General features: G+C 63.8%; 16 protein-coding genes. 1 reads left to right on the top strand and 15 read right to left on the bottom strand.

What is annotated here, in order from left to right:
- Window positions 1-44: 44 nt before the first annotated feature.
- From SC1_RS15485 to SC1_RS15440, 10 genes are all read right to left on the bottom strand, one after another.
- Window positions 45-746 carry a hypothetical protein gene (locus SC1_RS15485; RefSeq protein ID WP_152682464.1) on the bottom strand — a complete coding sequence of 234 codons (702 nt, stop codon included), beginning with the start codon at window positions 744-746 and terminating at the stop codon, window positions 45-47.
- Window positions 747-762: 16 nt separating this feature from the next.
- Entirely contained in the window at window positions 763-1,746 is a 984-nt protein-coding gene (locus tag SC1_RS15480) for a spore coat U domain-containing protein (protein WP_062184641.1), read from the bottom strand.
- Window positions 1,731-4,037 carry a fimbria/pilus outer membrane usher protein gene (locus tag SC1_RS15475; RefSeq protein WP_062184638.1) on the bottom strand — a complete coding sequence of 769 codons (2,307 nt, stop codon included), beginning with the start codon at window positions 4,035-4,037 and terminating at the stop codon, window positions 1,731-1,733. Before SC1_RS15475 ends, SC1_RS15480 begins: the two co-directional genes overlap by 16 nt.
- Window positions 4,038-4,095: 58 nt before the next feature.
- Window positions 4,096-4,836, bottom strand: a complete 741-nt coding sequence (locus SC1_RS15470) for a molecular chaperone (protein WP_062184635.1) — start codon at window positions 4,834-4,836, stop codon at window positions 4,096-4,098.
- A gap of 14 nt (window positions 4,837-4,850) precedes the next feature.
- A complete protein-coding gene (locus SC1_RS15465) occupies window positions 4,851-5,408 on the bottom strand; it encodes a spore coat U domain-containing protein (protein ID WP_193749202.1) in 558 nt (185 codons plus the stop codon).
- A gap of 45 nt (window positions 5,409-5,453) precedes the next feature.
- A complete protein-coding gene (locus SC1_RS15460) occupies window positions 5,454-6,005 on the bottom strand; it encodes a spore coat U domain-containing protein (RefSeq protein WP_062186803.1) in 552 nt (183 codons plus the stop codon).
- A gap of 584 nt (window positions 6,006-6,589) precedes the next feature.
- Complete coding sequence (locus SC1_RS15455) at window positions 6,590-6,979, bottom strand: RidA family protein (RefSeq protein WP_062184630.1); 390 nt, start codon at window positions 6,977-6,979, stop codon at window positions 6,590-6,592.
- A 19-nt stretch (window positions 6,980-6,998) separates the two neighbouring features.
- A complete protein-coding gene (locus tag SC1_RS15450; RefSeq protein ID WP_062184627.1) occupies window positions 6,999-8,147 on the bottom strand; it encodes an alanine racemase in 1,149 nt (382 codons plus the stop codon).
- Window positions 8,144-8,773 (bottom strand): HAD family hydrolase, encoded by a 630-nt coding sequence (locus SC1_RS15445; RefSeq protein WP_062184625.1) that lies wholly within the window; start codon window positions 8,771-8,773, stop codon window positions 8,144-8,146. Before SC1_RS15445 ends, SC1_RS15450 begins: the two co-directional genes overlap by 4 nt.
- A 172-nt stretch (window positions 8,774-8,945) precedes the next feature.
- A complete protein-coding gene (locus SC1_RS15440; RefSeq protein WP_062186801.1) occupies window positions 8,946-9,845 on the bottom strand; it encodes a LysR family transcriptional regulator in 900 nt (299 codons plus the stop codon).
- Between the two features lie 204 nt (window positions 9,846-10,049).
- Here SC1_RS15440 and SC1_RS15435 point away from each other — a divergent pair, with 204 nt between their 5' ends.
- Complete coding sequence (locus SC1_RS15435) at window positions 10,050-12,149, top strand: alpha/beta fold hydrolase (RefSeq protein ID WP_062184622.1); 2,100 nt, start codon at window positions 10,050-10,052, stop codon at window positions 12,147-12,149.
- A 7-nt stretch (window positions 12,150-12,156) separates the two neighbouring features.
- Here the strand turns inward: SC1_RS15435 and SC1_RS15430 are convergent, their stop codons facing one another.
- The 5 genes from SC1_RS15430 to SC1_RS15410 all read right to left on the bottom strand — a co-directional run bounded on the left by SC1_RS15430 (window position 12,157) and on the right by SC1_RS15410 (window position 22,077).
- On the bottom strand, window positions 12,157-13,575 hold the full coding sequence (locus SC1_RS15430) for an FAD-binding oxidoreductase (RefSeq protein WP_062184619.1): 1,419 nt from the start codon (window positions 13,573-13,575) through the stop codon (window positions 12,157-12,159).
- A 17-nt stretch (window positions 13,576-13,592) separates the two neighbouring features.
- Window positions 13,593-16,034: a penicillin acylase family protein gene (locus SC1_RS15425; protein ID WP_062184615.1), complete on the bottom strand. Its 2,442-nt coding sequence runs from the start codon at window positions 16,032-16,034 to the stop codon at window positions 13,593-13,595.
- A 22-nt stretch (window positions 16,035-16,056) separates the two neighbouring features.
- Window positions 16,057-17,253, bottom strand: a complete 1,197-nt coding sequence (locus SC1_RS15420; protein WP_062184612.1) for a M20 aminoacylase family protein — start codon at window positions 17,251-17,253, stop codon at window positions 16,057-16,059.
- A gap of 114 nt (window positions 17,254-17,367) precedes the next feature.
- Window positions 17,368-18,999, bottom strand: a complete 1,632-nt coding sequence (locus tag SC1_RS15415; protein ID WP_238586741.1) for an AbgT family transporter — start codon at window positions 18,997-18,999, stop codon at window positions 17,368-17,370.
- 75 nt (window positions 19,000-19,074) lie between these two features.
- Window positions 19,075-22,077, bottom strand: coding sequence for a TonB-dependent receptor domain-containing protein (locus SC1_RS15410; protein ID WP_062184609.1), 3,003 nt, complete (start codon window positions 22,075-22,077; stop codon window positions 19,075-19,077).
- Window positions 22,078-22,144 lie beyond the last annotated feature (67 nt).

The raw sequence follows: 22,144 nt of genomic DNA, 5'->3' as shown, positions 1-22,144 counted from the left end.
TCGGCAAGTCGGTGATTCTGCTGCTATCGGGCCATGCCTGGCGTTCAGGCGCCTAGTCGATCGAAGTAGGCGTCGAGCTCGGCGCGACGCGCATCGCTGATCTTAAGAAAAATGCGACGCTTGTCTTTGAGATCGGGCACGCGAGCAAGGCTGCCGTCGCGCTCCATTGCCTCGATTGCGCGGAGCGCCGTCGTTGAAGGAACGGCAGATGCGATGCAGAGGCTCGATACCGAAACGGGCTGGCCCTCATAATGGGCGGCGTAGAGATCGAGCAGCATGTCCCAGGCGGCTTCGCCGAAGAGCGAGGCGGGTAGGAAGTCGGAGCGCAGGCGGCGTTGGCGGATAAGGGCGCGCGCCTGGGCGGCGCGGCCTTGCGGAAAGCTTTTTGGATCTCTTTGCGCGTCGGGCGGGTCTTCATCGGAGCGGTGCACCGCCGATAGTGCTTGGCTGGCAGGCGGCCCGAAGGAGACCGGGACGACGCGCGGTCTGTCCAGAAGCAGTGCCTCGAGCTGATGAATGAGCGAGGAAACCTGCTGCTCATAATCGCCGGGTCTTCCGCTGCGCCGTTTTCCCATATCAAATGCCGCCAGGCTGGACTCTCTCATGTCGATCACCTTTCCAACGAAGGTGACGGTGCAAATATCCCTCAACTTAATCCGTTTCGGGGCGCTTTTTGTGTCCGATATGGATTGATTGCTTGCGGCATATTGCCTGCAGTCGAACGGTTTCTTGCGACTCTTCCCCATCCGTTTTCCGAGAAGGTCAGAATTCGACGTCGAGCAGGATGGTGTCGCTGTAATCGCCAGCGGACGGTGTCGGTTGCGCGGGATTTATCGCCGCGCGGTAGGTGAAGCTCTGAACCGTTGTCGAATCATAAACGCCCGCGTTGACGTCGGCCGTCGAGCTCGCGCGCCGCTCGGCGCCGATCCTGCCCCAGCGATCGGGCGAAGTCGCCGATTTGTAGATTTCGTACGCGAGATAACCGCCGCCGCCTTGCATCCGGCGTACCGAGCCGAGTGCATGGCTGCCATTGTCGAGGCCAACCGAATAGGCAGCGCCGGCACTGCAGCGTATCTGAATCGTGCGCGTGACCGGATTGAAACTGCCGGCGAGCGGAGCGACGCCAAAGTCGGCGTCGGGCGCCTGAATGATGCAGTCATTCGCGATCCGAAGCTCGATCGCGATGCGAACCGGCGTACCCGTTCCCCAGTCGATCGGGCCGATTAGCGGGCGGTTGAAGCCCGGGCTGGTCGACTGCGCGAGGCAGACCGCAACCCCGAGTGAGCATACCGAATAATACCAGCGCAGATCGATATAACCGGTGTAGGTTCCGGCGCGCAGTCCCGACGTCGGAATGGTGCGGATGTAAATCGGCACGCTGTTGTTGGTTCCGGCGAACAGGCTGAGAATGCTCAGCGACGACAGGTTGACGAAATTGCCCGCGGCCAGCGCGGTGCCGTTCGGGGTCAGCGACGCCTGGTAGCTTATGCTGCTGCCGCCGGGGCCCGAGAGCTGGAAGGTTGAGGCATCGACCCGGAGCGCGACGTAATGTGCTGCCAGAACCGCGAGAAGCACGTCACAGCTGAGACCTGCGGAGCCGCTGCCGGTTCGGGGGCTCGCGGCGGCGACATAGCTGCTGTGGCTGCCGAGATCGGTAGTGGCGCCAGCGACGGTGCAGGCAAAGGCGCTTCCCGGCAGGCAAGCCAGGAAGACAGCGAGGGCCGTTTTGATCAGTGCAGCACGCATGTTCGCTCCCCAATATCGATGATGGTTCCGTCCTCTTCCGGGGGTGTTGCGGGCAGCGTGAGGTCGAGGTGGCAACGGCGGCCGCCAATCTCAATCGCGGCGGCTGCGCCCTCGTCGAGATTTTCGATGAATAGCAGTCCGTCCCAGCCGACGATGGCCGGGCTGCCCCCGATTTGGGCAACCGTCCCGGCAGGAAGGAAGGCGCCGCTCTCTTCGCGGACGACGAGCCGTGCGGAGCGTGTCCGCTTGACTGGAAAGCGGACGACATGCCCGCTGCCGCGTGCCACCGCAACGCGCTGGCTGACGACCGGCGTCGTGACGTTGGCGTCGAGGCCGAGCGTGTCGATCTCATATTGGCCAGCATAATAGGCAGCGCCCCAGGGGATCAGAAGCTTGCCGTCGGCATTAGTGTGGCCCACGAGTTGATTCTCGTACCGGACCGGGATGCCGGCCTCGCCGTCGGTACTGACGACGACGAAGGCGTCCGAGACACGATTGGCAGCAAAAACACTGTCGTCCATAAAGACGATCGAGCCGCTTGCGCCCGCCCACCACGTCGCGTCGCCGCTGCCATAGACGCCGCCACGCAGCAGGATCGGATCGGTACGCCAGGCGATATCGCCGCGCAGGGCCAGGTCGCCGCCCTGGCCCGCAGCGCTCGCGCTCCAGCCCCATCCTCCCTCGCTCGGGACGGCGCGCGAATAGTCGGTCCGCCAACCGTACCCGCCGCCGGGCAGACCGGCGATCCCGCCCGCGACATTGCCGCGGTTGCCGCCGAGTGGAATCGATAGGGTGAGCGCGCCGGACCAACTCCGGTCCTCGAATTCATGCGAAGCGCTGGCGTTGATCCGGCTGCCGCGCCAGATCGGGAGCGAGAGCGATGCATTGGCAAGGCGCGTGTCGGAGCCGCCGTCTTCGCGGATCGCGAAATAGCCGAGCCCGACCGTACCGCCCGGCCCAAGCGAAAGGCTGACCGTTGCGGAGCTGATCTCGCGGGCGCCGCGCGCGCGGATTCGATCTATGAACCCGAGGTCGGCATATCCGGCGCTCTCGCGGCTGTGGCGAAGCGCAACCGAAAAGCTGCGGGCCTGATATTCGTAGCCGAGAGTCCATTGCGAGCCGTTGCCGCCATCAGTATCGCCGCGAAAGCTGCGGCTGTATGAGCCGCTTACCACTCCGCCCGCGCCGAGGCGGACGACGGCGCCGCCGCCTGCTAACTGCATGTCGTTGGCGATTTCGGCTCGCACTTCGAGTGTGATCGCTTCAGAAAGTCCATGGCGAAGCGATGCCGAGGCAGCAACGCCGCCATAGTCGAAATTCCTGACGCCGTAATTTTCGCGAAAAGCACCCAATGCGACCGCGAAGTCGGTAAGCCCCGGGCGGAGCAGCGCGCTCGATACGTAGAAGGGCATTGCGGTAGAGATGCTGCGACCATGCAGGTCGGTAACGACTATGTTGGCTTCGCCAGCGCCGGTGATCGGGGGCAGATTCTCGATTGCGAACGGTCCGGGGTCGACAGTGCCGCCGCCGACACGCTGCCCGCCCACGATAAGGTCGACTGTCGAGGGAAGCGCCGCGCGACCTGCAAAGGCAGGCAGTGGATAGGTGACAATGTCGGGGCGGACCGCGAAGTCCCGCGAAACCTGGATTCCGCCCAACCGGACCGCCGAGGCCCAGGGCAAGGTGCGGGTGATGACGTCGCCGGCTTCGAATGTAACCGCGGTTGCCTCGTCGGACCGGCGCCAGCTTGTGTCGTAGCGGACGTAGGATTTGCCGGCACCGCTGCGCAAGACACCGGTGGTGGAAATGACTCCGGCGCCGCCGAAAACGCGCGCCTCGTGCCAGAGAGAGACTTGCGGCTTGCGATCGCCGCCGCCGCTTACATAGGCGTCATAGTTGAGCAACGCTCCCATATCATAGGATGCGGGTTCGAATTTGCGCCGGGATGTACCGACACGCTGGGAAGGAAAATAATCGGGCCCGGCAGTCAGCCACAATTGCTGCGACGGAGCGTCATAGGTCGCTTTCATGCCAGGGAGTTCGTCGACAAAGACGCTTGTGGTCTGCGCGCCGAGCTGGAGCCCGGCATTGCGGAGATAGGCGAGTTCGATGCGAATGCGATTTCCGGCGAGCAACACCGGCGCAACGATGCCACTGCGCCGTTCGTTGACGACGATCTCGAGAAGGAGGCGCTGGTCGAGGGCCGCCCCCGCGCTCTTCGGCGGCGGCGGGAGGTCGCCGAAATTGTTCAGACCTTCGGTCGCGCGTGAGGGGCAGGCGATTCCGGTCATGGCAACCGCCCCGGCGATACAGCTCAGCGATCGTATCGCACGGCGTCCGGCCATGGCATCAGTCCGGCGTTCGTTTGAGCGGAGCGGCGGCGAGGCCGTTCACCGAGGCGCTAAGGGCATGGGCCGCATCGCCGGCAGCAAGCGGCCAGCGCATCGTGCGGCCGGCGAGCACATAACCGAGCAGCCCTTCGGCGAGCGGGGTGCGGCCGTCGATGACGGCCTCGGTGAGCCGCGCATGCACCGTCCCGTCGTTCTGGATCTCGACAAAACGCTCGCCGTCCTCGGTGACGACGCGCCAGGCGAGCCTCGGCTCCAGCGCGGGGACGTTCTTGCCCATAGCCGGGCCCATGACGAAAAGCGGGATCGAGTAACGCATGCGAAAAGAGATTGCGGCGCCAGGCGCAGCGTCAGATCCCGCCTGTGCCGGCACTTCATCGACGATGACGCGGTAAGGCGTTTCGGGACTGGAACGGGCTGCTTCCATACGGGTCAGTCGGACGAGTTGCTTTGTGCCGGGAGCGATGGTCACGATCGGCGGTGTACCGACGACCGCTTCCTGAGGGGCATAGACATTCTTGCCGTCGGCCTGTTCCCACGCGTAGATACGGATTTGGAGCGTTATCGGGGTCTTGCCGGGATTTTCCAGCCATAGCGCGGCCGCCTTCTTGTCGGCTTCGATCGTGGGATTGACCGGCCAGATGAGGACCGAGCCTGGCTGCTGCGCTCCCGCTGAAGGCGAAATAATGAGGAGAAGGAGCGCAGCGACTAGAAGCGCGAGCGAAAGATAGATGTTGCGCATGCATACGGTCCGATTCACCATGAGAGCGTGACCGTCAGCTGGTCAGCGTAGACACCTGGAATTCTGTTCCCGGGGAGCGTAAGGGTTGCATAAACGGGCAAGCGGACATCGTTCGCGTTCGCCGCCGTGACGGTGACGCCGCTGGTGCCGGCTATCGGGATCGGTTGTGTGCACCCGGCATCGCGACAGAGGCGGTAGGCTACCCGTGAGCCGATATCTCCACCGCGTTGGAGGTGGCGAGCACCCGAGGCGAGGTGGGTGCCGCCGTCGATGCTCATCATCAGGCTGACGCCAGGGGTGCATCGCAGGCGGATGGCCTGCGATGCTGTCGTCGTCGCATTATGGGTCGCGGTCGAAAGGCTGGAGTCTTCCCCGAAGTCAAGCGTCCCGATAGCGCCGGCATTGACGCCGGGTGCAAGGCCATCAATGAGGCAGCCGGGTTCGATCCGCGCGGTAACATCGAAATCGGCGTTTGTTTCGGCCTGCGCCGGAAAAGAGAGGCCGCCCCCGCTCGCGACCAAAACGAGGAGGGCGGCCAGCGCCCGGCGCATTTGTTCCAGAGAGTCCGTCATGGGTAGGGCCATGCCAGTCTTAGCGCCGGGCTGAGGGTTCGTGTCCTAAAGTTCGAGAACGACGGTGATTGTGTCGCTGTAGGTTCCGGCGACCAATCCGGCTTCGCCAAAGGCGCGGCCGTAGATATTGATGGTCTGCGCCGCGCCGGTAGAGGCTAGAACAATGTCGCCGCCGATTGGAATGAGCGTCGTGCGGCTCGAATCCGAATAAAGGTTATAGGTCACAAACTGTCCGGCGGTCGAGGAATGGGCCATGGCCCGCAGGCCCGTGCCGGCGCCTTCGCCATCATTCTCGCCGGCTTCGAACGAGAGGATGGGCGCGATGCCGGGGCTGCACTGGATCGAAAGCGCACCGCCGCCGTTAAGCACCTCGGCGTCGCTCTGCACAAAGAGGGTGTTCTCGGTGCCGAAGTCGACGGTGCCGAAGTCGGCACCGCTCGCGCCGTCGTCGAGATTCTGCCCATTGATGATGCAGCCGGCTTCGAGCGTGATCGTTGCGTTGATAGTGCCCGTAATATCGGCGTGAGCGGAAGGAGCGAGAACCGCAGCCGCAATCATAGTGCCTGCAGTCAGAGCGGATTTATAGGCGTTATTCATCGGGCGCATCCCCTGCTGATTTATTCCAGAGTAAGAATCCGGAACAAGATCTTCCTGATGCGCAAAATGTATAGAAGACATGTTAACAATATATTTGTGTCAACTCGGGATATATTGTCATCAAATCAGTGTTGAATCACTAAATACTGCAAATGACTGTATGTCATTGCAGTTCAATTTCCGAGATATGTCTGTTGATGACATGCTAAGTGTCCTTTCCACAAAAGTCCCGCGCAGCCGTGTCCGGATTGGAGCATTTGCGGTGAAATGGGCGGGTTGGCCGTCATCCGCCTTGAACGGACATGTGCGTCGCTCGCGCGTTGCGCCTGCATTCGTTATTCTAAATCAGCGATTTGCAGGGGATGCTGTCCATCTCGCGCTTTGCAGGGCTTTGGTCCGGACCGGATAGGATTGTATGTCGGGTAACCGCGATCCCGGCCGGCCGCGATCGAACATGCCCCGCATTGTTGCTCGGCGGCTGCGAGCAGATGGCTCGAAAACGGCCATCCTCTGCCCTTCATGTTCGCTATGTCACCGAGGGAGATGTCATGATTGATATGAACGATATATCAGGAAAACTGTAGTCAGCCCACTGCGACCACCGCCTCGATCTCGACCAGAGCGCCGAAGTGAAGTGGGCCGCTGGGGACGATCGAGCGGGCTGGGCGATGGGTGCCGAAGAAGTTGGCGTAGGCGCCGTTGACCTCGCCCCAATGCGCGACGTCGGTCACGTAAAGAGTACAGCGGATGACATCCTCTTTCGCCGCGCCGACGACGCCGGCGATCGCTTCGATATTGCCGAGCGCGAAGGCCACCTGATCGGCGATCGGGACGGTGTCGGCGTCGGGGGTGTCTCCCGTCACGCCGAGTTGCCCCGACACATGGAGCGTATCGCGGTGGAGGACGGCCTGCGCGTAGTGCCCGCCCGGTGGCGGGGCATCGGCGCAGCGTATTTCGGTCAGCTTTTTGGTCATCTTCTATCTCCGGATTGTGTCACCAGCCGCCGGTGCGCGGCCATTGCGCGACTATCTCGCCGCCCTGCAGGACATCGTAGGACGCATAAGCGGCGCAGGTCAGGCAGGCGTGGTTTGGAAGGATGCGAACGAGGCTGCCGATGGGCAGGCGATCGAACCAGCTTTCGTCGGGGACCGTTACGCTGCCATGTTCCTGATGCACGACGGTGACCGCAAGTGATCCGAGCTGTTCGAGCGTCACGGCGTCGCAGACGAGGCCATAGCCGGCTTCGGGCATGAAGCGATTGGCGCCGATATCCTTCGACAGCGCGAGCGCGCCCGCGTCAAGGATCAGGCTGGGTCCGTTGTGCTGATGCCCGATCACCGTTGCGAGAACCGAGACGGCGATGTCGTCTGGCGTGCACACGCCGCGCGAGAGCTGGGCCAGATCGTGGAACAGATAGATTCCGGCGCGCACCTCGGTCACGCCCGCCAGATGTTCAGCGAACAGGACTGTCGGCGTCGAACCGATGCTGACGATGGGGCAGGGATGGCCGCGGTCGCGCAGATAGTCGGCCGACGATACCGCGGCGAGACGTTCGACCTCGGCCAGCGCGCTGACGGGTTCGGGCTCGGCGAAGGCATAGGAATGACCCGCGTGCGACATGATGCCCATCAACTCGAGATTTGGCGCGGAGGCGGCGATGGCCTCGGCGATCGTGAGAAGCGCTGCCGATGCGGGCTCGACGCCGCTGCGATGCTCGCCGCAGTCGACCTCGATCAAAATGCCGAAGCGCGCGTCGAGCGCGGCCGCAGCCTGTCCGATCAGCGCGGCGGCTTTGCGGTCGTCGACAACGAACAGCAGTCGTGCGCCCGTTTCGCGCTGGATGCGGTCGGCGCGGGCGAGTTTCGCAGGCGCGATCGCGGTCGAATAGAGGATGTCGCGCCAGCCAGCGGCTGCGAAATATTCGGCCTCGGCCAGCGTCGAGACGGTAATCGGCCCCTGTTCGCCATCGGCCGCCATGCGCGCGACGTCGGTCGACTTGGCGGTTTTGAGGTGCGGGCGGAGTATGACGCCGAGGTCCGCGCAGCGCGCGCGCATCCGTTCGGCGTTGCGGTTTAGCCGCGCGGCATCGAGGATAAGCCGGGGCGTATCCAACCCCTCGAACATCTCCGCTTGTTTTATCATACCAGCTCCATCAGCGGATCGAGCGTATCCGCGATCAAAAGGGGCCGCGCGGTATCGGCGACGAACGGCAGGCCCGCCCGGTTGTGCCAGAAAACGGGCATGCCGACCCCCGCAGCGCCTGGAATGTCGGCGGGCGACCCCGCGACGAACAAGGTGCGCGCAGGATCGGCGCCCAGCCGCTCGAGCGCCGCACGATACGGTTGCGGATGCGGCTTGTAATAGCCCGTCTCCTCGGAGGTAACGACAACCGAGAAGGGGACGCCGACACGACCGGCCGCCTGCCGCCCCAGCAGGGTCGAACAGTTAGTGACGACGCCGAGCCGGATGCCGCGCGCGCTGAGCGCCCCGAGCACGCGGGGAACTTCGGGCCAGGGCTGGAGCGTGTTCCAGTGCGCCGTCAGCGCGTCGGCGGCGGAAGGCGCGATCCCGGCCTCGATCGCGGCTTCACGCACTAGATCCTCATAGGGGCGATAGGCGCCGCAGCCATAGGTCAGTGCCAGATAGGCCCGACGCCAGCGCAGCCCGTCTGCGGCTGATCCCGCAGCGCCGTTCCAGAGCGACCAGGAATCGAGCAGGGCCGTCAGAAGGTCGAAGACGACGGCTTCGATAGGGGCGATCTGTTTCATAGGCTGAGTTCCGAATCCCGTTTCGCCGGCCGGGAACCGGGCACCCGGATCCGGGCGGCGCCCTTGTGTCGAACCGCGACTAACAGGGATATGACGGCGTCGGCCAATGCCTGTTGTGGATGGAATTATGCCGCAGCGTAAGCATCTTGGCGCGCCGGCCATGGCGGCGCTCCTATGCCGCCGCCAGCCGCCAGAACGTCTCGGCAGAGGGCGATTGCCGGCCGCGCGGCCGATAGAGGCGCACATCGACGGCGATGTCCCAGCGATCGTCCCCGGCGCGGACCAGCGCGCCCTTTGCAAGATCGTCGGCGACGATGCTGAGCGGAAGCCAGGCCAACCCCTTGCCATCCTTTGCCATGCGCGCGAGCACCAGCGTGTGCGAGGTAAAGACCGGCGTGAAACTGGTCGGCGTTGCGCTGGCGCCCAGCACCGCAGACACGATGCGGTCCATGCCCGATTCCGCGCCATAAGCGAGCAGGCTGACCGGACCGCCCCCTTCGCCGACCAGCGGATGGAGCGGCGCCGTGCCTTCTTCGCGGGGGGCGCTGACTGGGACCAGGGCGTCGGTGCCAAGCGAAATCGATTGGAAGCCGGCGCCGTCGAGAACCGACGGGGCGCCGGCGTGGAAATAGCAGAGGCAGAAATGCGCCTTGCCGTTGAGCATGATCTGTTCGGATGCGCTCATATTGTCGGCATTAAGCTGGATCGGGATTGCGGCGTCCATCATGGCCTGAAGCTGGGCGAGCCACTGGGGGAAGAAGTTCAGCGCAAGCGCGTGGGTGACGAGAATCTTGACCGTCGAGGCCGAGGTTCCGGCGATCTCCTGCACCTCGCGCCGACCATGTTCGATGTCGCGCAAGACGGTTTCGGCGATCGCGGCGAAGCGTTTGCCCGCGGGGGTCAGGATCATCTGGTGCGTGCTGCGATCGACGAGTTCGACCCCCAGCCAATCCTCGAGCGAGCGGATACGGCGGCTGAACGCGGGCTGTGTCACACAGCGCGCAGCCGCGGCGCGCGAGAAATTGCCCGCGCGGATCAGCGCGCCGAAATCCTCAAGCCAAGCCATTTCCATCGCGCAAATCCCTCCGATCCACCGACCCTTGTAACCGATCGCGGGCGATCGCCCAGCCTTCCCGTCATGCATGGTTTGATCCATATTCTGCATTGGCCCCGGCGTGCGGCGATTGGCAGTCTGTGCTGGTCGAGGGAAATGCCCCGTCTTCCCGAGGTCTGAAAATGGTCGGTGGACGAGGGCGATTTCAGGGAGTGAGATAAGATGGGTTCGAACATCCTGCGCCGGCCGCTGCCGCGCTGCAATGCGCGTGTCGTCGCATGGACGGCCGCCGCCATCTGCGCGGCGATGGTCCCTGGAGCATCGCCAGCCGCGTCGGCAAAGCCCACTGTGGAAGGGCCATCGACACTGGTGCCGCGCGACCTGCTCTTCCGCTCGCCAACCTATTCGGAATTGCAGATCAGCCCCGACGGAAAGCAACTCGCCTTTCTCCACCCCCTGAACGGCGTTCTTAATGTGTGGGTGGCGCCGATCGACGATCCGGTTGCGGCGAAGCCCGTCACCCGCTTTGACAACCGCCCGCCCGACGCATTCCAGTGGAGCGCCGACGGGCGTTTCATCCTGGTCCAGAAGGACGTCGGGGGCGAGGAGCATCATCAGCTCTGGATCGCCGATCCCGAGAAGCGGACCGTCATCAACGCGACCGACGATCCCGCGGTGCAGACCAAGATAGTCAAGGTGTCGAAACAGCGCCCGGGCGAGATACTCGTCGGCATGAACATTCGCGACCGGCGTTACCGCGATATCTATCGCATCGACCTTGCGACCGGCCAGCGGACCGAGGTGTACCGCAACGCCGCGAATTATATCGACGTCGTCGCCGACCCCGATTTCAACATCCGCTTGGGGGTTCGCGGCAATGTCGACGGATCGTCGACCTATTTCCGGCTCGACCCGGCTGGCCCCAGCGAGTTCATGACGATTCCGCTCGCCTCGCTGCGCAATTCCAAGGTCTTCGGCGTCGATGCGAGGGGCCAGATCGCGATGCTCGACAGCCGCGACGGTGACAAGGCGAACCTCGTCACGGTCGATCTGACGACGGGCAAGAAGACGCTGATCGCCGCCGCTGTGCGCGCCGATATCGTCGAGCCTTTGCTCGACGAGGAGAGCGGGGCGCTGATCGCGACGCGCGAAGACCCGCTGGTGAGCGAGTGGACGGTGCGCTCGGACGCCGCGCGCGCCGAGTTTGCTGCGCTCGAGGCTGCCGTTGCCGGGCCGTTCAAGATTGCCGGGCAAACCCCCGACAATGCGCGATGGCTGCTGCTCGAGACGGTGCCCAACCGCCCCGACCGCTATAGCTGGTGGAACCGCAAGGACCGTAGGCTCGCGCCGTTGCTGTCGACGCGGCCCGATCTGGAGCAGCGAACGTTGGCGCGCCGCTTGCCGGTCACCATCGCGTCGCGCGACGGCCTTAGCCTGCCGAGCTATCTGACGCTGCCAACCGGTACGAAATTGGGGGCGAACGGCATGCCGGCGACCCCGGTTCCGCTCGTCCTGCTCGTCCATGGCGGGCCCTGGTTGCGCGACGATCTGGCCTTTGACGCGCAGCACGCCTGGCTGGCCGACCGCGGCTATGCGGTGCTGTCGGTCAACTTCCGTGCATCGGGCGGCTTCGGCAGCGATTTTATGTCGAAGGGCGACCGTAAATGGTCCGAAACGATGCACGACGACCTGCTCGACGGGGTGCAGTGGGCGATCGACAAGGGCGTGACGGCAAAGGATCGCGTCGCGGTAATGGGGCTTTCTTACGGGGGCTATTCGACGCTTGTTTCGTTGAGCTTTACCCCCGACACATTCCAGTGCGGTGTCGATCTTGCGGGTCCGAGCAATCTGGTAAAGCAGGTCGCCTTGATGCCCGATTGGTGGGCCTGGCAGCGTCCGCAATTCGTCAACCGGGTCGGCGATCCGACGACGAAGGAAGGCGCCGACGACCTGATGCGGCGCTCGCCGATCGCGCGGGTCGATGCGATCACCAAGCCGCTGCTTGTCACGAACGGCGCGAACGATCCGCGCATCTTTCCCGACCAGTCGCAGGAAATCGTCGATGCGATGAAGGCGCGCGGCAAACCCGTGACCTATGCCTTCTACCCCGACGAAGGCCATGTCTATGCGAAGGATGAGACCAACATCTCCTTCGCCGCGATCGCCGAGCATTTCCTGTCGAAATGTCTCGGCGGGCCGGCCGAGCCTTATGGTGACGACCTTGCCGGGTCGCGGGTGGAGCTGAAGGCAGGGGCGGCGTTCGTCCCGGGATTGGAGCAGGCGTTCAAGGCGACCGGTGGCGGGGTCACGGCGGGGAAATAGTCCCCGCCTAAGGCTCGCCCAAAAAGGTCGCGAGTGGAGCGTCGAATGGCGGCGCCTTTCCGGCGGTCTCGGCAAGGTCCATCCGCAGGAAGGCATTCTGGACATAGCGGATGCCCGCCCAGCGCAGCGGTTCGACCTCCCAGTTCGGTGCCTGCTGACGCAGATAGGGCGCGTGTGGATAGGGCGCAGCTCCTGTGACCAGCGCGGCGAGCGCGCGGGCCGAGATCGCGCTCGTAATGACGCCGTGTCCGGTATAGCCATAGGCGTGACCGATCCGACGGTTGCTGTCGAAATGCACCGTCGGAAGCCAGTCGCGCGGAACGCCGAGATAGCCCGCCCATTGGTGTGTGAACTCGACACCTTCAAGTGACGGCCACCATTCGAGCAGCCGGTCGCGAATCCAGCCGAAATTGGCATTTTCGCTAAGCGCGGTCTCGCTCATGTCGGAGCCGTAGCGATAGGGCGCGCCGCGGCTGCCGAACAGGATACGCCCGTCAGCGGTGCGCGTCAGATAATTGGTCGTGTTGACATAGGAGCTGAGGCACTCGCCGCCGGCCCATCCGACCTGATCCCATTGGTCCGCCGTCAGCGGTGCGGTCAGCATGATCGTCGAGGCCATCGGAATCAGACGGCGGCGATAGTCGGGTAGGCCGGTCAGAAACGCCTCACCGGCAAGCAGGACCGCGCGCCGTGCGCGGATCGTGCCGCCGGTGGTGATCAGCGCCGGTTGTATTCCCGCGCTGGTCTGCAGCACTTCGGTCCCCTCGTAGATGCGCACGCCGCGCCCTTCGAGCGCCCGCGCGAGCCCGCGCACCAGTCGGCCGGGGTGGATCGTGCCGCCGACACGGAGGCGGAGTGCGCCATGAACCCCGGTTGCGTGGACCGCCTCATGCGCCCTGTCGGCGTCGAGCAGTTCGCAGACATCGGTCATGCCAAGCGCTGCATAGGCGTCGTACGATCTCTGGAGAGAGGGCATTTGCTTTGCGCTGCGGGCGAGGGTGATGACGCCAACAGGATTGAAATGCGCGTCGATGTCTTCCTGCTCGCAGATGCGGCCGACCTCGTCGACCATCGCCTGCTGCGCCAGCAGCATAGTGCGCGCGGTCTCGGCGCCGAAGCGACGGGTGAGGGCTGCGGGGTTGATCGGAAGGCGCGGCGAGCACCAGCCGCCGTTACGCCCCGACGCGCCGAAGCCGCAGAACTGCCGTTCGACGATTGCGATCGAAAGCGTAGGGTCGGCCTGCAGCAGGAACCATGCGGTCCACAACCCCGAAAATCCGCCGCCCAATATCGCGACATCGACGGTCTCATCGCCCGCGAGCGGCGCGCGCGGGGTCAGATCGTCATAGCAGGTCGCGAGCCAGTAGCTGCCGATCGTGTCGGGGGAAACCGGATCCGTGCCTGCGGTTTTGCCGGTCGCTACCATGCCGGTTCGCCGCCGTTCTAGCGGCCTGTCGGCCGATACTCGATCGTCATGCTCGATACCGCATTCTTGCGAAACTGTTCGGGCGCGAGGTCGATTTTTTTGAGCTCATTGGTCTCGTGCATCATCGTCTGGTCGGCGAGGTTCGGATTGCCGTTGCTCTTGGGATCAACGAACAGATTCTGTCCGCCTGCATCGACCACCGAATAGAGCGCACGCCGGTCGCGGGCGATCTCCATCAGCCCGACCCAGCTTTCGCCGCCATTGTGCGGCGCCATCGTCGGGCCGAGGCGGAGGACCGCCGACAGGCGATGCTCCGGATAATCCTCGGCCATTTGAGGGCGGTCAGGTGTTTCGAGTGAGGCGTCGAAATATTTCCAGAAGATCGGTTGTTTCCATTCGGCCATATCCTTGCCGGGGAAACGTGCCTTGACCTCGGCTAACGTCGCCTTGATCGTGTCGATCATCGCCGCGGTCCGGTCGCGGCCGGCGAAATAGTCGATCGCCAATGGCGCCCCTGCGGCATCGCCCTGAAAGGCGCGGAGCAGCAGGCTCGACTGGTAGGTCAGATAACGGTCGGCATCGATCTTGTGCCACCAGTCGCCCATATCGTCGCCGAAGATCATCCGCGGCGCGACCTGCAGCCAGGTGCGATAAAGGGTAAGGCCGGGATTGTCGTAGCGCTGGTCGCTGTCGCTGTCGCGATACAGGCCATCGAAGCTCAGCATATATTCGCCCGCACGCTTGACTTCGGGATCGTCGATCGTCTCGATCGCTTTACGGATATACGGCGCAAAAAAGTCGGGCGCGGCCTGATTGCGATCGACCGCGCCAAGCGCGTTGAAGATCTTGCCGTTGAATTCGCGCATGTCGAGCAGGGTCAGCGACTGGCCGTTCTTCGCGAGCCGGTCACCGAGCCATGTGCGGAAGGTCGCACCGATGCGGGCGTTGTCGCCTTCCTGTGACCAACCCGTCGCCTTGCTGTTCCAAGACATGAAATATTGCTGCCGCGGATTGATCATCTGGGGCTTTTCGGCGGGCGTCAGAAAACCGGTCCAGTCATATTCACCCGTGCCCGGGGTGGGCAGGCGCGGGTCGACGCCGGCGGCCTTTTTCGGCAGCGCGCCCGCCTCGAAATAGGCGATCGTGCCATCCTCGCCGCCATAGCAGGCGCCGAGATTCCAGCCGAGGCGGTCGACGCCCTTTTCCTTGAATTCGGTGAGGCTCTTTGCGCGACCCATCTCGGCAAAGGCGATCCATGTGTCGAGTTCGCGGCCATGCACGCCCATCTGCTGCGAATAGGCGGTGCCATTGTCGATATCCCAGGCGATCACTGGCCCGTGGATCGTCCACGCGACATCGTGGGTGACGGGCGCACCGTCCTTTATCCGGAAGGTCTCGGTGCGATGCACCATCTTCTTCCACGCGCCCTTGTACCAATATTCGTAGCGGTTTTTGGGGTTCAGCTTTTCTGCGAAGGTTGTGCCGGCCTCGCTGCTTCCCGACACGAGCAGCCAGCCGTGCTGTGCACCGCGCCCCATCGTTGGTACGCCCCATCCAGTCGAGCCGAAGCCTGCATTGCCGAAGCCGCCTCCCTGCAGGTGGATTTCGGGGCCGTCGGCGGTGGCCTCCAACATCAGGACATTGCCGCTAGCGGATTTTTCAGGGCCGATCACCAGACAGCGGCTCGCGCCCTTGACCGGGAGCGGCGGTGCGGTCTGCTCGGCGGCGGAGGCGACGTCGCGGCTTTTGGGTAGCTGGGCGGAGGACTGGACCGGCGTGGGCACTGGACGCGCAGGCGCGCGGTCGTCGCCCGCCGGAATCGTCGTCGGGGAATCGGGGTCGGAGATCGGCACGACATCGTTGAAGATTTGCCAAGCCTTGTCCGCGCCATAGCGGTCGGTCATCGCCTTCAGAAATTCGAGATTTCGAATCTCGTAGGTGTCGCGACCAAGCGGCGCGGCGGTTATCAGCGCCAGATATTCGGTGAGCGTCCAGCGGGTCGGTTTGATCCCCCAGCGGATGAATTCGAGCGGCGTCAGATTTTCGGGGTCGGCGTTCACCTCGTCGATACGCTTGTTGATACCGTCGACCATGCCGCGGATCATCTTCTGATGCTCGGGCGCAAGCGCGCGATAACGCGTCATCAATTCGGTATCGGACAGCTTGCGACCGCGCATGACCTTGTCGGTGTCGAGCGCTGAGGCGCCCACCAGTTCGGCGCGGCGACCCTGTGTGTTGTGCCGCGCGAGTTCCATCGCGGCGAGGCGGTCGTGCGCGATCGCATAACCCGCGCCGAACATCACCGCGTCCGAGGTCTCACCTTCGACATGGGGGACACCGAAGCTGTCGCGATAGATGGTGACCTTGTCCGTTGCGCTCCCCTGTGCCAGCGCGGCGGGCGAGGCCGTGGCCAGAAATGCGGCGGAACTCCAGAGCAAGGCGGCAGTCGAACGGCGCATCAGAAACGTCTCCCCGGACAGTCTATTTCGGCAGGAATGCCTCGGCCAATGCGACCCACAGCGCCGCACCCGTGGGCGAAATACTGTCGTCATAGGCATAGTGCGAATTGTGGAGCATCACCGACCCCGGCCCCTCGTCGCCGTTACCGAGCAGCAGGAAGCAGCCGGGAATAACGTCGAGATAGCGGGCGAAATCTTCGCCTCCCATACCGGGCACTTCGAGGTCGACGAAGCGGTCGGCGCCGACGACCCCGATCGCAATGTCGCGGACGCGTGCGTAGAGATCTGCGGGGTTGTGCAGGGCGGGGTAGCCGCGCTCATAATGCAATTCGGCAGTTGCGCCGAAGGAAGCGGCGACGCCGGTCACGATCTCGCGCAGCCGTCGTTCAGTCGCGTCTTGGCTCGCCCGTGACAGCGTGCGAACGGTGCCGCCCATGCGCGCCTCGTCGGCGATGATGTTGAAGGCGGTTCCCGCCTCGACCTTGCAGATCGACACGACCGCCGCGTCCATCGGGTCGGTGCTGCGCGCAACGATGCTCTGCACTGCGACGATGATCTGCGCCGCGACCAGCACGGGGTCGACGGTGAGGTGCGGCCGCGCCGCGTGGCCGCCCTTGCCCGACACGACGATCTCGAACTTGTCGGCAGCCGCATAGAGTGCGCCCGCGCGCCCTGCGAGCTTGCCGGCGGCGATACCGGGACGATTGTGGATGCCGAAGATAACCTCCATCGGGAAACGATCGAACAATCCGTCGCGGATCATCGCGCTGGCGCCGCCGTCGGGATCGCCGCCGGGGCCTTGATAGCCGAGCGATTCCTCGGCGGGCTGGAAGATCAGGTGGACCGCGCCGTCGAAATTGCGCGTCGCGGCAAGATGTTTCGCGGCGCCGAGCAGCATCGTCGTGTGCCCGTCGTGGCCGCAGGCATGCATGACGCCGGGCGTGCAGGACTTGTGATCGGACTCGGCCAGTTCGGCCATCGGCAGCGCGTCGATGTCGGCGCGGATGCCGATTGCGCGGTCCGACCGGCCGGCGCGGATCGTCGCGACGATGCCGGTGCCGCCGATCCCGGTGTGGACCTCGTCGACCCCGAATTCGGCAAGCAGATCGAGGATGAAGCGGCCCGTGCCCAGTTCGTGAAAGCCGAGTTCGGGGTGCCGGTGGATATGCCGGCGCCAGGCGGTCATGTCGGCTTCGAGTGATGTCAGGTCAACGGACATGGGGACGCACCTCCTGGCGCAGCGGCAAAGTCAGGCTAAGGGCGGGGCGCTGCCGACCCCAATGCTTATCGGACATGGTTGCATGTCCCGCAGTGAGTTCCATCATGATCTCCCTCAGGGCACGGCGTGCGCCGCGACCTGATAGAAGACCTGAGCGTGCGGGCCGAGCGGAAGATCGAGAACGACCCACGCGACCACCATCATGATCCCCGTAGCCATGAAGCAAAGCGCATAGGGAAGCATCAGTGCGAGCAGCGATCCGACTCCCATCGACTTGTCCCACCGCTGGCAAAAGACCAGGACGAGCGGGAAATAGCTCATCAGAGGGGTCATGATGTTGGTATAGCTGTCGCCCATGCGATAGGCGGCGGTCGTCATTTCGGGGCTGATGCCCAGCAGCATGAACATCGGTACGACGACTGAGGACAGGACGCTCCATTTCGCTGTGGACGATCCGATGAACAAATCCATCATCGAGGATAGCAGCAGGACGCAGACGAGCAGCAGCGCCGGGGGAAGGTTCATGCCCTGTAATTTTTCGGCGCCACCGATCGCGATGATCGGACCGATGCCCGACCAGTTGAACATCGCTACGAAATGGGCAGCAAAAAAGACGAACACGAGATAGGGCGCGATCGTCTTCACACCCTCGCGCATCATCGCGATCACATCGTTCGAGTTTTTCACCGTCCCGGCCGCGCGCCCGAAAACGACGCCGGTCAGCAGGAACATCAGAAATAGCGCCGCGATCATCGAGGCGTAGAGCGGTTGCAGGCGGATCGGGCCCTCGGCGCCCTGATCGATGAAGGGCGTGTAGCCAGGCCACAGGCAAAGCGCCGCGAACAGCGCGGTGACCAGCAGCGCGGCGATGCCGGCGCGGCGAAGGCCCCGCCGCTCGTCGTCGCTGAGGTCGCCCTTTTCCAGATCGGCACGAAGCTCTTCGTCAACGTCCTCGTTCCATGTTCCGAGGCGCGGTTCGACCACCTTGTCGGTGATGAACCAGATGATCGGGGTAAAAAAGACGACGATGCCAAGGATGAAATACCAGTTGCCGAGTGGATTCATCGTCCAGCCGGGCTCGACGATGCGCGCTGCTTCCTGTGTGAAGCCGAACAGTAGGACGTCGAGCTGGCCCGGCATGATATTGCCGGCATAGCCTCCCGATACAGCGGCGAGCGCGGCGGCAATTCCCGCAAGCGGGTGACGCCCGACCGATGCGAAGAGGACCGCTGCCATTGGGATCAGCACGACATAGGCGGCGTCGGCGGCATGGTGCGACACCATACCGACGACGGCGATGATCGGCGTCATGTAGCGGCGCGGGGTGCTGCGGAGCGACCCGCGGATCAGTGCGAAGAACAGCCCTGATCGCTCAGCCACCGCGGCGCCCATCATGATCGTAAGAATGATGCCGAGCGGGGTGAAGCTGGCATAGGTGCGCGGCATTTCGGTAAACAGCCGCGCGATATTCTCGGCCGAGAACAGGCTGGATGCGCGATAGGTCAGGACGCCCCCGGCGAGTTCGGCACCGGCGGGCGCCTCCTTGCCCGAATAGGGTAGCGAGGCACTCCATCCGAGCTCCGCGCCGATCGCCGACACGATCATCAATATGACGATGAGGTAGAGGAAGATGATCGTGGGGTCGGGCAGCATATTGCCGACCCGCTCGACGACGCCAAGGAAACCTCTCTGACGCGCGGGGCGTGCGATTTCGGCACTCATGATCGCACCTTCCTGACCGGCCACGGTGAATTCTCCTTTGAAAACGACATGAGGCCCGCGCGCGCGAATGTCACGCGGGCCTCATCTGCCTGGTCAGGGTCAGAAGTTCACTTCGAGCCCGGCGCGGATGACCGGACCGAATTGGTCGAAACCGCCCCCCGACGGATCGATGACCTGAACCGATTCCATCACCGGCAGCTTTTTGTTGAAGAGATTCGTGACGCCGAATGAGAATTTGGCTTCCTGCTTTCCGTTCATCGTCAGCGTGTAAGAGGCCGAGATGTCGTTATAAAAGCGCGACCCCGTGCGGTCGGGCGACAGGAGTTCGCGGCTGATCCCGGGCGAAATGTCGGTCAGCGCTTGGCTCGACTGATAGCGTCCCTGCCAGCCGAGCGTCAGCGGACCGTTGCTGTAGGTCAGTCCGACGACACCCTTGTATTTGGGATAGCCGTAGAAGCCCTCGAGCACCGTGTAGAGGTCCGGCCGCGCCTGGAAGGTGAAGGTGCGGAGACGGTGCAGATAGGTGAAGGCAAGGTTGGCCGAGAGTCGGCCGGCGCCGAGCGGGTGGGCATAAAACAGCTGCGTATCAAGCCCCGAGGTTTGCAGCTTGGACGTGTTCACATAGGTGCTTCGACCGCCAATGATGCTGAAGAAGTTCGCTCCCGGGGTCGTGTCGCGGGTGATTAGCGCACACAGGTCCGGATCGGGGCCACCCGCGCGGTCGACGCAATTTTCAGCGATCGCTTGCGGGCTGAGGAAGCTGATCGCATCCTCGATCTTGATGTCGAACCAGTCGGCCGAAATCTGGAGGCCCGGCAGGAAATTCGGCGTCAGGACGAAGCCTGCAGTCCAGCTGTCCGAAACTTCGGGGCGAAGATTCTGGTTGCCCGACACAATGAACGGGACCCCGATCCCTCCACTGACCGGGACGAAGCCCGCCGGCCGGCCCAATGCGGCGCAGTTGGCGGCACGATTGGGATTCTGGCCGAGATTGTTTTGCGAACAGGGATCGTTGACGTTGGTCGTCTGGCCCTCGCTCGGACGGAAGGCTTCAAAGATATTCGGGGCGCGAATGGCGCGGCTGAGCGTCGCGCGGAGGCGGAGCCCGTCGACCGGTTCCCAGATCGCGCCGGCCTTCCATGACGTCGCTTTGCCGGAGTGACTATAGTCGGCGTGGCGTACCGCGCCCTCGACTGACAGCAACTCGGCAAAGGGCATGCCGGTCAAAATGGGCACGCTCAATTCGCCGAAGAATTCGGTGACATGATAGCCGCCCGAATAATCTTGCGACGATGCTTGATTGGTCACGCCCGCCTTGATCAGTGGATCGGTGGTGCGGCCGTTGCGTTCCTTGCGATATTCGGCGCCGAGCGCGATGCCGATGGACCCGCCGCCCGGCATGGTCAGGAACTTGCTCGAATCGCCGGAGAGTGAAAAGCCGGCGGTGGTTTGCCGCACGAAGGCGCGCGATACCGTTGTTGTGCTGACGAAGTCGCGCGCTTCCTGCGTGCTGGCGGTCGAGCCGAAGGGATTGAACGGCACGCAGGGACCGCTGCCGACGATAGCGGGCCGGACATAACCGGCCGGCTGCAGCGCGGGCACATCCATGCGGCAGCGTATCTGCCCCGAACCGGGATCGACCACGGCGTCGAGCGCGGCGCGCAGGTTGGGCAGCAGCATGCGATTGTAACCGGTGAACTTCGCCTTGGTACGGCCATAGGTGCCATAGATATCGTAGCGGAGATCGGAGAAGCCGGTTTCGAACTCGCCTTTCAGGCCGCCGACGAAGGACAGGCTGTTGCGATCGACCTGGCTATAGCGCAATCCGACGTCGGTGTAGAGGCGATCGAGTGACAGCGTCGTTGCACCGGCCGCGAGCAACTGCTGGCGGAAGGTCTCGTTCAGGAACGCATTCTGCGCGATGTTGATCGGCTGTGCGGCACGGAGCACGGGCTGCCCCCGTCCATAGCTTGACGTATTGTTATAGTCGGCGCCGAAATAGGCCCGCACATTGTCGCTGAAGTCGAAATGCGTGCTGAGGTTGAGGTTGTAGCGCTCGATATCGGGAACGATCGAAATCGAATCGTCGAAGCGGAAACAGGCCGGGCCGCAATTGTCGAACTTCCCGAACAGGCTGCCATCGGTGAAGAGCGGTGTCGGTGCGGGACGCGGCGTGCCGTCGTCATTGAAGACGAACGCACCGAGGCCGCCGGTGTCGCCGCGGAGCCCTACGGCCCCGTACCCCGAATATTGGAAGGCTTCGCCGCCGGGCACGATGATATAATCCGGAATGCCGTCGTTCGGACCGGTGTCGGCCGGGTTGATCATCGCGACATTGTTTCGCATGTCGGCCTGCCGCGGGGTGATCTCCTTCACTTTCGTATAATCGGCTGCCAAAGTGAGGTTGCCGCGGCCCTCGGCGAAATTCTTGCCCGCCACAATGCTGCCGCCATAAGTGAAACCTTCCGACCCGCGGGCCGGCTGCGACCCGTTGAAGGACAGGCGAACACCGTCGAAATCGTCTTTGGTGATGATGTTTACAACGCCCGAGACAGCGTCAGAGCCATAGATGGCCGAGGCGCCGCCCGTGATGATCTCGATCCGCTCGATCAAATTGGGGTTGATCGAATTGAGGTCGAGCGCCGCGCTGTCGGTGGCACCCGCGACACGGCGTTTGCCGTTCACGAGGGTGAGCGTGCGGTTCGACCCGAGGTTGCGAAGATCGACGACCGCGAGGCCGCCGCTATTCTCGCCGCGCGAGCCCGAGGCGCCGCTTTGCTGGCTCTGCTGCATGCTGCCCGAAAAGCCGATGGCGGGCTGCTGGGCGAGCGCGCGGCCAATGTCGAACTGCGCATTGTTGTTGTCGAGTGTTTCCGAACTGACGACGCCGACCGGGGTCGGAAGATCGAGGACGGGGCGGCCGATGCGCGACCCTGTCACGACAATGTCGCTACTCCCGTCTATTGCTTGCTCGTCGGCCGGTGAGGCGGTGTCCTGCGCGTTCGCGGTGCCCGCAAGCCCCGCGCAAAGCGAGATCGCGAATAGCGATGTGGAAATTCTGAATTTGCCGCGTGCGGCTGCAGTTGCCGGTCCCTGGATCATATTTTTTCTCCGCCCTGAACCCTGCCAAAGCCGTCCGTTCGTCGGTTAGTGCAAGGGCCCAGCCTGT

Origin of the sequence: Sphingopyxis sp. C-1 (assembly GCF_001047015.1) — a bacterium.
GTDB lineage: Bacteria > Pseudomonadota > Alphaproteobacteria > Sphingomonadales > Sphingomonadaceae > Sphingopyxis.
This window is presented reverse-complemented; position numbering and strand designations above follow the sequence as displayed.